The 11,010-nt window shown below is 70.8% G+C and carries 14 protein-coding genes; 10 read left to right on the top strand and 4 right to left on the bottom strand.

What is annotated here, in order from left to right; genetic code table 11:
- On the bottom strand, nucleotides 1–956 hold a 956-nt coding region (locus DLJ58_RS22440; protein WP_244219080.1), incomplete at its 3' end, for a GlxA family transcriptional regulator.
- 19 nt (nucleotides 957–975) lie between these two features.
- On the opposite strand from DLJ58_RS22440, the gene DLJ58_RS22435 reads away from it, so the two are divergent.
- The gene (locus DLJ58_RS22435; protein ID WP_425271335.1) at nucleotides 976–2,331 is read left to right on the top strand and encodes an MFS transporter; all 1,356 of its coding nucleotides are present in this window, start codon (nucleotides 976–978) and stop codon (nucleotides 2,329–2,331) included.
- A gap of 19 nt (nucleotides 2,332–2,350) precedes the next feature.
- Here DLJ58_RS22435 and DLJ58_RS22430 read toward each other — a convergent pair whose 3' ends face one another.
- Genes DLJ58_RS22430 through DLJ58_RS22420 form a run of 3 tightly spaced genes read right to left on the bottom strand, consistent with a single transcriptional unit; the run spans nucleotide 2,351 to nucleotide 3,896 of the window.
- Complete coding sequence (locus tag DLJ58_RS22430; RefSeq protein ID WP_124858970.1) at nucleotides 2,351–3,055, bottom strand: RICIN domain-containing protein; 705 nt, start codon at nucleotides 3,053–3,055, stop codon at nucleotides 2,351–2,353.
- Nucleotides 3,056–3,101: 46 nt separating this feature from the next.
- Nucleotides 3,102–3,386 (bottom strand): DUF427 domain-containing protein, encoded by a 285-nt coding sequence (locus tag DLJ58_RS22425; protein ID WP_124858969.1) that lies wholly within the window; start codon nucleotides 3,384–3,386, stop codon nucleotides 3,102–3,104.
- Nucleotides 3,387–3,425: 39 nt separating this feature from the next.
- Nucleotides 3,426–3,896 (bottom strand): aminoacyl-tRNA deacylase, encoded by a 471-nt coding sequence (locus DLJ58_RS22420; protein WP_208741265.1) that lies wholly within the window; start codon nucleotides 3,894–3,896, stop codon nucleotides 3,426–3,428.
- A gap of 93 nt (nucleotides 3,897–3,989) precedes the next feature.
- Between DLJ58_RS22420 and DLJ58_RS22415 the strand changes: the two genes are divergently transcribed.
- From DLJ58_RS22415 to DLJ58_RS22375, 9 genes are all read left to right on the top strand, one after another.
- Nucleotides 3,990–5,387, top strand: coding sequence for an FAD-binding oxidoreductase (locus DLJ58_RS22415; RefSeq protein ID WP_124858967.1), 1,398 nt, complete (start codon nucleotides 3,990–3,992; stop codon nucleotides 5,385–5,387).
- Nucleotides 5,384–6,727, top strand: coding sequence for a class I SAM-dependent methyltransferase (locus DLJ58_RS22410; RefSeq protein ID WP_124858966.1), 1,344 nt, complete (start codon nucleotides 5,384–5,386; stop codon nucleotides 6,725–6,727). The genes DLJ58_RS22415 and DLJ58_RS22410 overlap by 4 nt, the downstream gene beginning before the upstream one ends.
- A 100-nt stretch (nucleotides 6,728–6,827) precedes the next feature.
- On the top strand, nucleotides 6,828–7,385 hold the full coding sequence (locus DLJ58_RS22405; protein WP_124858965.1) for a winged helix-turn-helix domain-containing protein: 558 nt from the start codon (nucleotides 6,828–6,830) through the stop codon (nucleotides 7,383–7,385).
- Nucleotides 7,378–8,247 carry an SRPBCC family protein gene (locus DLJ58_RS22400; RefSeq protein WP_124858964.1) on the top strand — a complete coding sequence of 290 codons (870 nt, stop codon included), beginning with the start codon at nucleotides 7,378–7,380 and terminating at the stop codon, nucleotides 8,245–8,247. Before DLJ58_RS22405 ends, DLJ58_RS22400 begins: the two co-directional genes overlap by 8 nt.
- Before the next feature lie 203 nt (nucleotides 8,248–8,450).
- Entirely contained in the window at nucleotides 8,451–8,846 is a 396-nt protein-coding gene (locus tag DLJ58_RS22395; RefSeq protein WP_124858963.1) for a YbaB/EbfC family nucleoid-associated protein, read from the top strand.
- Between the two features lie 4 nt (nucleotides 8,847–8,850).
- A complete protein-coding gene (locus tag DLJ58_RS22390; protein WP_124858962.1) occupies nucleotides 8,851–9,192 on the top strand; it encodes a WXG100 family type VII secretion target in 342 nt (113 codons plus the stop codon).
- Nucleotides 9,170–10,267, top strand: a complete 1,098-nt coding sequence (locus tag DLJ58_RS22385; protein ID WP_124858961.1) for a WXG100-like domain-containing protein — start codon at nucleotides 9,170–9,172, stop codon at nucleotides 10,265–10,267. Before DLJ58_RS22390 ends, DLJ58_RS22385 begins: the two co-directional genes overlap by 23 nt.
- 21 nt (nucleotides 10,268–10,288) lie before the next feature.
- Nucleotides 10,289–10,570: a hypothetical protein gene (locus DLJ58_RS22380; protein WP_124858960.1), complete on the top strand. Its 282-nt coding sequence runs from the start codon at nucleotides 10,289–10,291 to the stop codon at nucleotides 10,568–10,570.
- A gap of 123 nt (nucleotides 10,571–10,693) precedes the next feature.
- The gene (locus DLJ58_RS22375; protein WP_124858959.1) at nucleotides 10,694–10,927 is read left to right on the top strand and encodes a zinc-ribbon domain-containing protein; all 234 of its coding nucleotides are present in this window, start codon (nucleotides 10,694–10,696) and stop codon (nucleotides 10,925–10,927) included.
- The last annotated feature ends 83 nt before the right edge of the window (nucleotides 10,928–11,010 follow it).

Genomic DNA, 11,010 nt, shown 5'->3' with positions numbered 1-11,010 from the left:
GTGCGGCGGTAGGTGGACGGGGCCACGCCGATGCGCTGGTGGAGTTGCTGGCGTAGGGCGGCGGTGGTGCCGAAACCGCAGCGGTGGGCGATCTGGTCGACGGTGAGGTCGGTCGTCTCCAGCAGCAGTCTCGCGTGGTCGGTGCGCTGTTGCAGCAGCCACTGGGCCGGGCTCAGTCCGGTCTCGGACCGGAAGCGCCGGGTGAAGGTACGCACGCTCATCCGCGCCTGCTCGGCCAGGTCGCGCAGCGCGATCGGCTCATGCAGTCGCTGCCGCGCCCACTCCCGGGCACCCGCCGTGCTGGTGTCGGTCGCCTTCGGCACCGGCTGCTCGATGTACTGCGCCTGACCGCCGTCGCGCCACGGCGGCATCACGCAGCGGCGGGCCGCCCGGTTGGCCACCTCGCTGCCGTGGTCGAGGCGGATGACGTGCAGGCAGAGGTCGATGCCGGCGGCAACTCCGGCGGAGGTGAGCACCCGGTCGTCGCCGATGAAGAGCACGTCCGGGTCGAGGTCGACCCGGGTGTGCAGGCGGCGGAACTGCTCCGCGTACGCCCAGTGGGTGGTCGCCCGACGTCCGTCGAGCAGCCCGGCGGCGGCCAGCACGAACGCGCCGCTGCAGATCGACATGATCCGGGTGCCCCGCTGGTAGGCCGATCGCAGCGCCTCGGCCACCTCCGGCTCGACGGTGCCCGAGGTCAGCGCGGTGCCGTCGTGGATGCCGGGGACGATCACCGTGTCGGCGGTGTCGAGCAACTCCAGCCCGTGGTCGGGTAGCACCTGGAAGCCCGCGGTGCTACGGACCGGCTGCCCGCCGGGAGTGCACACCAGTACGTCGTAGTAGTGCGTCTCGTCGGTGGCGCGGGCGGTGCTGAAGACCTGGGCCGGGGTGCCGAGGTCCAGGCCGACCACGTGGTCCAGGGCGAGTACGGCGATGCGGTGCGGGCGTACGGACATGGCCCGATTATTGCGCACGATGGCTTTCCGGCCACTCGTCGCCGTCAACGGCCCCGCTCAGACTTGTCGCGTGACCAAGAACCGCCGTCTGCATCCCGCCTGGTTGGTCGCCGCCGTCGCCTTCGTGGCGCTGGTCGGCGCGGCCGGTTTCCGCGCCACCCCGTCGGTGCTGCTGCACCCGCTACACGAGGAGTTCGGCTGGCCACTGGCCACGATCTCCGCGGCCGTCTCGGTCAACCTGCTGCTCTACGGGCTCACCGCGCCGTTCGCGGCCGCCCTGATGGACCGGTTCGGCATCCGCCGGGTGGTCTCGGTGGCGCTGCTGCTGGTGGCCGCGGGCAGCGGGTTGACGGTCTTCATGACCGCCAGCTGGCAGCTTCTGCTCTGCTGGGGTGTGCTGGTGGGGCTGGGCACCGGCTCGATGGCGCTGGCGTTCGTGGCCACCGTCACCGGCCGTTGGTTCGTCCACCGACGAGGCCTGGTCACCGGGGTGCTGACCGCCGGCGGGGCGGCCGGGCAACTGGTGTTCCTGCCACTGATCGCCATCCTGGTACGCGACCACGGCTGGCGTAGCGCCGCACTCGTGGTGGCCGTGGCGGCGCTGGCGGTCGTACCCCTGGTGGTGTGGCTGCTGCGCGAGCACCCGGCGGATCTCGGCCTGCCCGCCTACGGGGCGACCGAGGTCGTCGCGGCGCCGCCGGCGACCGGCGGCGCGGCGAGCCGGGCGCTCGGCGCGCTGGCCACCGCGGCCCGGACCCGACCGTTCTGGCTGCTGGCCGGAGGTTTCGCGATCTGCGGGGCGACCACCAACGGCCTGGTCGGTACGCACTTCGTGCCGGCCGCGCACGACCACGGCATGGCCCAGACCACCGCGGCCGGGTTGCTCGCCCTGGTGGGGCTCTTCGACATCGTCGGCACGATCGCCTCCGGCTGGCTCACCGACCGGGTGGACAGCCGGTTGCTGCTCGGCATGTACTACGCGCTGCGTGGGTTGTCCCTGCTGGTGCTGCCGAGCCTCTTCTCCGGCACCGCCGAGCCGAGCATGCTGGTGTTCATCGTCTTCTACGGCCTGGACTGGGTGGCCACTGTGCCGCCGACGGTGGCGCTGTGCCGGGAGTACTTCGGTAGCGCCGGAGCGGTGGTGTTCGGCTGGGTGTTCGCCGCGCACCAGCTCGGCGCGGCGGTCGCCGCGACCGGCGCGGGGCTGGTCCGGGATCGGCTGGGCGACTACGCGATGGCCTGGTACGTGGCTGGCGCGCTGTCGATCGGCGCCGCCGGGCTGTCGTTGCTGCTGCGCCGCCGACCGGGCCGAGGTGTGCCGGAGGCCGTGCTGGTCGCCGCGACCGCGCCCAGGGCGTGGAGCTTCCGGGGCTGAACAGCGACGCGTCGGCCGGTCAGCTCACCGTCCACTGCTGGGCCGGCCGGCCGTCGCACTGTCGCTGCCGGATGTCATCGCCGGCCTCGACGGCGTCGTCGTCTGCCTGGGCGCACTTGTTGCTGTGCGCGGCGATGAGCAGCACCGCGCTGGTGTCGGTCCCGCCGAACCGCCACTGCTGGTTGGCCCCACCGTGGCAGGGGAACTGGAGCAACCGCGCGCCGTCGTCCCGACTGCCACCCTCGACGTCGAGGCACTGCCCGTACGCGGCGTTGGTCAACGTCAGCACGCCCGTGCCGGCCGGGCTGACCACCCACTGCTGCTCCGGGGCGCCGGTGCAGGCCGCGAGCTGTGCGTCCGCCTCCTTGTCGTCGCCGTCGAGCGCGAGGCAGAGCCCGGAGGCGGCCCGCAGCACCCGGGGGCCGGTGGGCGGCGCGGCCGGGGTGGTGGCCGACGGGGTCGGTGACGGCTGGGCCGGGCTCGGCGCGGCCGCCGGGGCGGTGGGTTCCGCCGCGCTGGACGGCGTGCCGACCGACGCCGGCACCACCGGCTCGTCGTCACCGTCGAGCAGCCCGGTCGCGAAAACCACCCCCAGGAGTACGCCGACGACCCCGACCGCCAGCGCCACCCGCAGCAGCGGATCGGCCAGCGGCCCGGAGCGCGGTGCCCGGTGACCGCCGTAGACGGTGCCGGCGGGGTCGGGGCGTTCCTCGGGCGCGGACATACGCGCCATCCTCACCCACGTCGGCGCGCCGGAGCCAGCCCAGCGGTCAGCCGACGACCCGGACGTCCTTCCAGAAGGCCACCCGGTCGCGCACCATCTCGGCGTCCGGCTTGGGCTCCGGGTAATACCAGACAGCGTCCTCGCTGGTGCTGCCCTCGTGCGCAAGGGTGTAGTACGAGGCGGTGCCCTTCCACGGGCAGACGGTGTGCGTCGCGGACTCCCGGATCAGGTCGTCGCGCAGGGCGGAGCGGGGGAAGTAGTGGTTGCCCTCCACCAGCACGGTGTCGTCGCTCTCGGCGATGACCAGGTCGTTCCACACAGCTTTTGGCATGCCACCAACACTAGGCCGCGACACCGACGACGACAGCGTTCAGCGGGCGGGCTGCGGGTCGGTGACGTCGGCCACCGTGGCGTCGAGGGCGGCGATCGCTGTGTCGGCGTCGATCGCGATGGCGAGACCGCGCTCGCCGGCGCCCAGGGTGATCTCCCGGCCGCGCAGTCGCTCGTCGGCGACCACCGGCCAGGCCGTGCTCGCGCCGAACGGGGTGATGGTGCCGCGTTCGTAACCGGTGGCGGCCAGCGCGCCCGCCGCGTCCGGCATGGAGAGCCGGTGCACCCCGAGCAGGGCGCGCAGCTTGGGCCAGGAGATCACCCGGTCGCCGGGGGTGAGCACGAACAGGTGGTCGTCTTCACCACGGCGAACCACGATCGTCTTGACCACGTCGGGCACGGCAACGCCCCGGGCGGCGGCGGCCTCCGCGAGGCTGCCGACCGCACCGTGGCTGACCAGCCGATACGGCAGTTGGGCGGCGTCCAGGGCGGTGATCGCTGGCGATGGCATGCCCGCCACGGTAGCCGTCGGGCCTGCCACCGGACGGGAAACTGCCACCGCCGACATCCCACGGTTTCCAAACGGCGAGCGTAAGGTGATCACATGCGCGCTGAGCGTGTGGATCAACCGATTGACCATGATCAAGCGGTGGACACGCTGCGGCGGTCGTACGCCGCGGTGCCCACGGGCGAGCCTGTCCGGCTGGCCAAACGCACCTCCAACCTGTTCCGCCCCCGGTCCGCTCCCCGGACTCCGGGGCTCGACGTAAGTGGCCTGAACGGCGTGCTGTCGGTCGACCCGGCCGGCCGTACCGCCGACGTGCAGGGCATGTGCACCTATGAGGACCTGGTCGACGCGACGCTGCCGCACGGCCTGATGCCGCTGGTGGTGCCGCAGTTGCGCACCATCACGCTGGGCGGTGCGGTGACCGGCCTCGGGATCGAGTCGACCTCGTTCCGCAACGGCCTGCCGCACGAGTCCGTCCAGGAGTTGGACGTGCTCACCGGCTCCGGCGAGATCATCACCGCCCGACCCGACGGCGAGCACGCCGACCTGTTCACCGCGTTCCCCAACTCGCTGGGCAGCCTCGGGTACGCCACCCGGTTGCGCATCGAGCTGCAACCGGTCGGCCGGTACGTGTCGTTGCGCAACGTCCGGTTCACCCAACTGGAGGCGCTGACCGACGCGATCGCGGAGGTGACCGCCACCCGGTCCTGGGCGGGCGAACCGGTGGACGCGATGGACGGGGTGATGTTCAGCCCCGGCGAGGCGTACCTGGTCTTCGCCACGTTCACCGACGCGGCCGACCCGCCCAGCGACTACACCGGTCAGGCGATCTACTACCGGTCGCTGCGCCAGCGCACCCGCGACGTGCTCACCGCGTACGACTATCTGTGGCGCTGGGACACCGACTGGTTCTGGTGCTCGTCGGCGTTCGGCGCGCAGCACCCGGTCGTGCGCAGGCTCTGGCCGGCGCGTTACCGGCGCAGCGACTTCTACCACCGACTGGTCCGGCTGGAGCACCGCCACCAGGTGGCGGCCCGGATCGACCGGCTGCGCGGGCAACCGGCCCGCGAGCGGGTCGTGCAGGACGTGGAGATCCCGCTGGACCGTACGGCCGACTTCCTGCGCTGGTTCGCAGGCAGGGTGGGAATGAACCCGGTGTGGCTGTGTCCGTTGCGACTGCGTGAGCCGGCGGGGCCCGGTTCGGCGCGGTCCTGGCCGCTGTATCCACTCCGGCCGGGGCAGGACTACGTCAACATCGGGTTCTGGGGGAGCGTTCCGATCGCGCCGGGCGCCGCCGACGGCGACGTCAACCGCACGATCGAACGCAGGGTGTCGGAGTCGGGCGGGCACAAGTCGCTCTACTCCGACGCGTACTACGACCGGGACGCCTTCGATCGCCTCTACGGCGGCGACACGTGGCGCGCGGTGAAAGACCGCTACGACCCGGACCACCGGCTGACGGGACTGTACGAAAAGGCGGTAGCACGAGCATGAGCCTGACCGACAGAGATCAGGGGGCGGCGAGCGTCCCCGCCACCCCGCCGGCGGGGGGCCGGCACACGGGTCCGACCGTCGCGGATGTCATCCGCGCGGTCACCGCGGGGCCGTTGCCGGTGCGGATCACCGGGTACGACGGCAGCGCCGTCGGCCCGTCCGACGCCGGCATCACCCTGGCGATCCATTCCGAGCGTGGGCTGTCGTACCTGCTCACCGCACCCGGCGACCTGGGCATGGCCCGGGCGTACGTCAGTGGTGACCTGGCGTTGCAGGGCGTGCACCCGGGTGACCCGTACGAGGCGTTGCGGGTGCTCAAGGACGAGTTGCGGTTACGCCCACCGTCGCTGGCCGAGGGGCTGGCGCTGGTCCGTGGGCTGGGCTGGGAGCGGCTGATGCCGCCGCCGGCACCGCCGCAGGAGGCGCAGCCCCGCTGGAAGCGGGTGATGAACGGGCTGCGGCACTCGCGGGTGCGCGACAGCACGGCCATCTCGCATCACTACGACGTCTCGAACGCCTTCTACGAGAAGGTGCTCGGCCCGTCGATGACGTACACCTGCGCGGTTTTCCGGTCTCCGGACGACACGCTGGAGCAGGCCCAGGCGGCTAAGTACGACCTGGTCGCCGGCAAGCTGGCGCTGAAGAAGGGGATGCGGCTGCTGGATGTCGGGTGCGGCTGGGGTGGCATGGTGCGCCACGCCGCCCGCGAGTACGGCGTCAAGGCCCTCGGGGTGACCCTGTCCAAGGCGCAGGCGCAGTGGGCGCAGGCCGCGATCGAGCGGGAGGGGTTGACCGAGCTGGCGGAGGTGCGATACCTGGACTACCGGGACGCGCCGGCCGAGCAGTTCGACGCCATCTCCTCCATCGGGTTGACCGAGCACATCGGGGTGCGCAACTACCCGGCCTACTTCGGGTCGCTGCGCAGTCGGCTGCGGCAGGGCGGGCGACTGCTCAACCACTGCATCACCCGCGCGGACAACCGGGCGCCGCACCGCTCGGGCGCGTTCATCGACCGGTACGTCTTCCCGGACGGTGAGCTGGCCGGTCCGGGCCGGTTGATCAGTGAGGTGCACGATGCCGGGTTCGAGGTGCACCACGAGGAGAACCTGCGCCAGCACTACGCGCTGACGCTGGCCGCCTGGTGCCGCAACCTGGTCGAGCACTGGGACTTCTGTGCCTCGGAGGTGGGTGCGGGCACCGCCCGGGTGTGGGGGCTCTACATGGCCGGGTCGAGGATGGCGTTCGAACGCAACGGCATCCAGCTGCACCAGGTGTTGGCCACCCACAACGGCCCGAACGGTGTGAGCGGCTACCCGCTGCGACCGGACTGGTTGCCCTGATCACCTGCTGACCGCCGCCTGAAGCCGCGTCGAAAAAGTCGGCGCGGCTTCTCGCGAAGCGATTGACAAAGAAGTTTTGTACGTACAAACTGATTTTGCCATGAGAGATGTCCTGTACCTGGAGCAGATCGAGCAGGCCGAAGTCCTGCTCAAGCCGCAGCGCGTCGAGGTGCTGCGGCAACTGGCCGAGCCGCGCACCTGCACCGAGGTCGCGGCCCGACTCGACCAGACGCCGCAGCGCGTCTACTACCACGTCAAGCAGCTCGTCGGGGCTGGCCTCGTCGAGCTGGTCAACGAACGCAAGGTCCGCGGCATCACCGAAGGCATCTACCAGGCCGCCGCCCGCTCCTACTGGCTCTCCCCGCGGCTCGTCGGCCGGATCGGCCTGCGTCGGGCGCGCGACGAGCTGAGCCTGGGCTACCTGCTCGACCTGATGGAGGAGGTCCAGGCCGACATCGCCGGCCTGGACCGGGCGGCACCCGAGCTGCCCTCGATCGGGGTCTCCGGCGAGATCCGGGTGCCGGCCGAGCAGCGCCCGCAGTTCCTGCACGACCTGCAAACCGCACTTCAGGACCTGTTCACCCGCTACGGCGGCAGCGAGGGAGATGCCTTCAAGCTGGCCGTCGCCTGCTATCCGAAAGGGAACGACAATGAGTGAGCCGATGAAGGTCCAGGCCCGTCTCTCCGCGCCCGTCGGGCGCGTCCGCCAGGCCCTGACCGACCCAGCCGAGCTGCGTCTCTGGCTGGCCGAGCACGCCGAGGTCGAGCTGCCCCGGCGGTACGAGTTCTGGGGTCGCTACACGCCCGAGGGCGACGCCCCGCACCAGCGGCTGCTGCACGCCGACGACGACACGCTGCGTTTCGGCTGGCTGCTCGACGGCGTGGAGACCACCACCGAGTTCCAGTTGACCGCCGAGGGCACCGACAGCACAGTGCTGACGCTGACCCAGAGCCACTTCGACTTCGCCGAGGCGATGAGCGGCTCCACCATCCGGGGCGTGCTCCAGACGTTCTGGGCGCTGTCCATCGCCAACCTGGCCGCCCACGTGGAAGGCAAGCCACTGCTGCCGCGCACCGACTTCACCTCCGCCGACCTGCGCGGTGAGCTGGTCATCGCCGCCCCCGCCGACAAGGTGTGGGAGTCGCTGACCGACTCCGAGCAGGCCAGCGCCTGGTTCGGCTACCCGATCGGCATCGAGCCCTGGGTCGGCGGCCGGTACGCCATGGGCGGCTTCGAGACCGGCTACGCGGCCAAGGTCGTCGACCTGGAGCCCGGCCGACGGATGTCCGTCGACTGGGGGCCGACCGGCGTGACCAACTGGGAGCTGGCCGAGTCCGGTGGTCGGACCACGCTGACCTTCGTGCAGAGCGGCTTCGACGAGGCCAACCCCCCGTACGGTGCCTGGAGCGGGTCGGTTGCCGGGCTGTTCGAGCTGCGCCGCTTCCACGAGGTGCCGAACTGGCAGCCGATCTGGATCTCCGAGGAGATCCCCGGCCTGGAGCCCGCACCGGCCAGTTGAGCCCGACATTCCCGGTCAACCTCCACCTTGGGCAGACGGAGCCATCGGCGTCCAAGGTGGAGGGACCGGTCGGGGGGCCCGCCAAGCGACCGGCTCATCGGTAAGGTCGGCTGGTCAGTGTCGAGTCGACGGCCGGGGCGGTGCGGGTGGCAGGTCCAGACAACGCAGATCACACAGCGGTCGGGCGTTCGCTGGAAGCGGCAATGCGTCTGTTGAGCCAGACCGCCGCTCCGTCGGCCCTGACGGAGTCGACGTCACCACCAGGTGCGCCGCCCGGCGAGGGCGAGCTGCGCGGGCGCGGCACCGCCGCCGACGGGCTGGTCGAGGCCGTGGTGGCCGCCTATGGCCGGCTGGAGTCGCTGGAGATCGACCCCCGCCTGCTGCGGCGCGGCACCGGTGCCATCGCCGACCACGTGATCGAGGCAGTGCGCGCCGCCCAGGATGACGAGCTGCGACAGCGCCAGGAGCTGCTCGGCGGTGACATCGACCAGGCAGCGACGCATCGGCAGTTGGAGGCGGTCGCGGCGGAGGCTTGGCGTGGGCTGGACGGGATGATCGGCGACCTTGACGCGTTGACCCGCCGATTCGACCAGCGGTGACCGGATGACCGACGCGATAGAGGTCGACGTCACCGCGCTGCACTCGGCGGCGCGGAGCATCGAGGCCAGCGGTGAGCGGCTCGGCGTCGAGGTGCAACGGTTACGGGGCACCGTCACCGGTTCGGCCAGTCCCTGGGGTGGCGACGAGGCCGGGACGGTCTTCGGGGCGGCCTACACCGAGGTGCTGCAACACGCTCTCGACGTCTACGCCTCGATGGCCGACCAGCTCCTGAGCGTGGCCGACCGGCTCGACGCCGCCGCCGACGCGCATGAGCGCACCGATCTCGACAGCGCGGCCCTGTTCACGAGGACGGGGCTGCCCGGTGGGCCTACAGCTGCCGGCTGAGCTGGCCGAGGCCCTCAACTGGGTGGGCTTCACCTGGCCAGAGGCCGACGAGGAGTTGCTGTACGAGGCGGCCCAGGCGTGGATGTCCTTCGCGGGCACCTTGCGCACGGCGGCCAGCGGGGCGAACGCCGGAGCGGGTGTCGTGAGCACGACCAACCGGGGGCGGGACGTCGCCGCGTTCGAGGCGATGTGGCGCGGCGAGGAGGGCCCGACCAGCCGCATCGAGGACGGCGCCGAGGCGGCGGAGCTCATCGCCGCCGCGCTGCTCGTGATGGCCGTGATCACGTTGGCCCAGAAGGTCCTCACGATCGTCCAGCTCACGATCCTGGTGATCCAGGTTGCCATGGCGCTGGCGGCAGCGGCTCCCACCCTCGGTGGCTCGCTGGCACAGATCCCGATCGCGATCGGCGTGGCCCGGGTCGCGATCCGCCGGATCGTCAAGGAGGTCGTGCAACGGGTCGTCAACGAGATCATTCCGCGACTGCTTCGCCGCGCCAAGACGTTGCTGCGCAGGTTCAACCGCAAGGGCCCGGATCGGCGTCCGGGGCGACCCGGCGTGCCCGGACCGCTGCGGGATGTCCGCTACCAGGGCCGGCCGATGCGGGACGACTACCGGTACGAAACCATGGGCGACCATCCGGGGAATCCCTTCCGACCCAAGTCGGTGCGTCGGCTCAGCGAGGCGGAACGGGAAGCACACCGGGTGTACGTCGACTCGGACGGCGTCCTGCGCCAAGCAAAAGACGGCGAGCCCTTCGACACCCGTGCCGCGTCCACGCACTGGACCCAGGACGGCGGCCGGGCCATCTTCGTCATGGACGAACGTGGCAACATCTACGCCTCGAACTACCAGGAGGTCGGTGCCTTCCACCACTCGACCCTGGGTAACGGTCAGCCGGTGGCGGCGGCCGGTGAGATCGCTGTCGTCGACGGTAGGGTCCAGTACGTGACCTCCGCCAGCGGGCACTACCAACCCGGTCCCGAGCACATGCGGCAGGTCACCGACGAGCTGAGCCGCAACGGCGTCAAGGACATTCCGCTCTTCGGCTTCGACGGCCGTACCCGGTTGAACTGACCCGTCGGAAAGGTAGATGGAATGGACAGCCGCAACTGGAAGGGCGTCATCAACCAGATCCTGTACGGGTTGATGTTCACCCCTCAGATGGACGACGACTCCGCCAGCCAGATGGCCGAAGCGATGGTCGAGCGACGCTACTTCGGGGACGGCCCGGGTGTGTATGCGGACGCGATCGTCCAGGCGCAGCAGTACGACGGCTTGCTCACCGACGAGATCGAGACGTCGCACAGCGAGCAGGGGTTCCGCGATTTTCTCCGCCGGCTGGCGGGCGAGCTGGAGCAGCGCCGGCCCTGGCACTGAGGTGGTGTCCGGCCAGCTGAATGCCTCGCCCCGAGCACGGTCTTGTGCACCCACGGCGATGCTAGTGCTGATTCGCTGGCCGGATCTGGTGGCTTCTCGGGGTGAAGTGGGTATGAGCGGACGATGTTCTTCATCTTTGGTCTGCGTACCAAGGTCGACCGGTCCGGTGTCGTGCAGCAGGTGTGCCGTCACTGTGGCAACCAGGCCGCGCAGGTGATCACCCGCCACTCGACGAAATTCACCCTGTTCTTCATACCGCTCATTCCGATCCGCACCCGGTACGCGCAGCAGTGCACGTTCTGCGGGGCGCAGTACGACATCTCCAGGTCCGATGCTGAGCGCCTTCCGGTCGGCTGATCTCCCGATGGAACGTTTCCTCTGCTGGCTGATCGGCCGACCGACGCCGCCGGTCGACGTGGCGGTGCACACCGTTGCCCGCC

Origin of the sequence: Micromonospora arida, assembly GCF_003857035.1 — a bacterium.
GTDB classification, from domain to species: domain Bacteria; phylum Actinomycetota; class Actinomycetes; order Mycobacteriales; family Micromonosporaceae; genus Micromonospora; species Micromonospora arida.
This window is presented reverse-complemented; position numbering and strand designations above follow the sequence as displayed.

Bases quoted from the DNA above. Each gene is read 5' to 3' on its own strand.
- DLJ58_RS22435 (WP_425271335.1), top strand. From the start codon at position 976: ATGGCTTTCCGGCCACTCGTCGCCGTCAACGGCCCCGCTCAGACTTGT.
- DLJ58_RS22430 (WP_124858970.1), bottom strand. From the start codon at position 3,055: ATGTCCGCGCCCGAGGAACGCCCCGACCCCGCCGGCACCGTCTACGGC.
- DLJ58_RS22425 (WP_124858969.1), bottom strand. From the start codon at position 3,386: ATGCCAAAAGCTGTGTGGAACGACCTGGTCATCGCCGAGAGCGACGAC.
- DLJ58_RS22420 (WP_208741265.1), bottom strand. From the start codon at position 3,896: ATGCCATCGCCAGCGATCACCGCCCTGGACGCCGCCCAACTGCCGTAT.
- DLJ58_RS22415 (WP_124858967.1), top strand. From the start codon at position 3,990: ATGCGCGCTGAGCGTGTGGATCAACCGATTGACCATGATCAAGCGGTG.
- DLJ58_RS22410 (WP_124858966.1), top strand. From the start codon at position 5,384: ATGAGCCTGACCGACAGAGATCAGGGGGCGGCGAGCGTCCCCGCCACC.
- DLJ58_RS22405 (WP_124858965.1), top strand. From the start codon at position 6,828: ATGAGAGATGTCCTGTACCTGGAGCAGATCGAGCAGGCCGAAGTCCTG.
- DLJ58_RS22400 (WP_124858964.1), top strand. From the start codon at position 7,378: ATGAGTGAGCCGATGAAGGTCCAGGCCCGTCTCTCCGCGCCCGTCGGG.
- DLJ58_RS22395 (WP_124858963.1), top strand. From the start codon at position 8,451: ATGCGTCTGTTGAGCCAGACCGCCGCTCCGTCGGCCCTGACGGAGTCG.
- DLJ58_RS22390 (WP_124858962.1), top strand. From the start codon at position 8,851: ATGACCGACGCGATAGAGGTCGACGTCACCGCGCTGCACTCGGCGGCG.
- DLJ58_RS22380 (WP_124858960.1), top strand. From the start codon at position 10,289: ATGGACAGCCGCAACTGGAAGGGCGTCATCAACCAGATCCTGTACGGG.
- DLJ58_RS22375 (WP_124858959.1), top strand. From the start codon at position 10,694: ATGTTCTTCATCTTTGGTCTGCGTACCAAGGTCGACCGGTCCGGTGTC.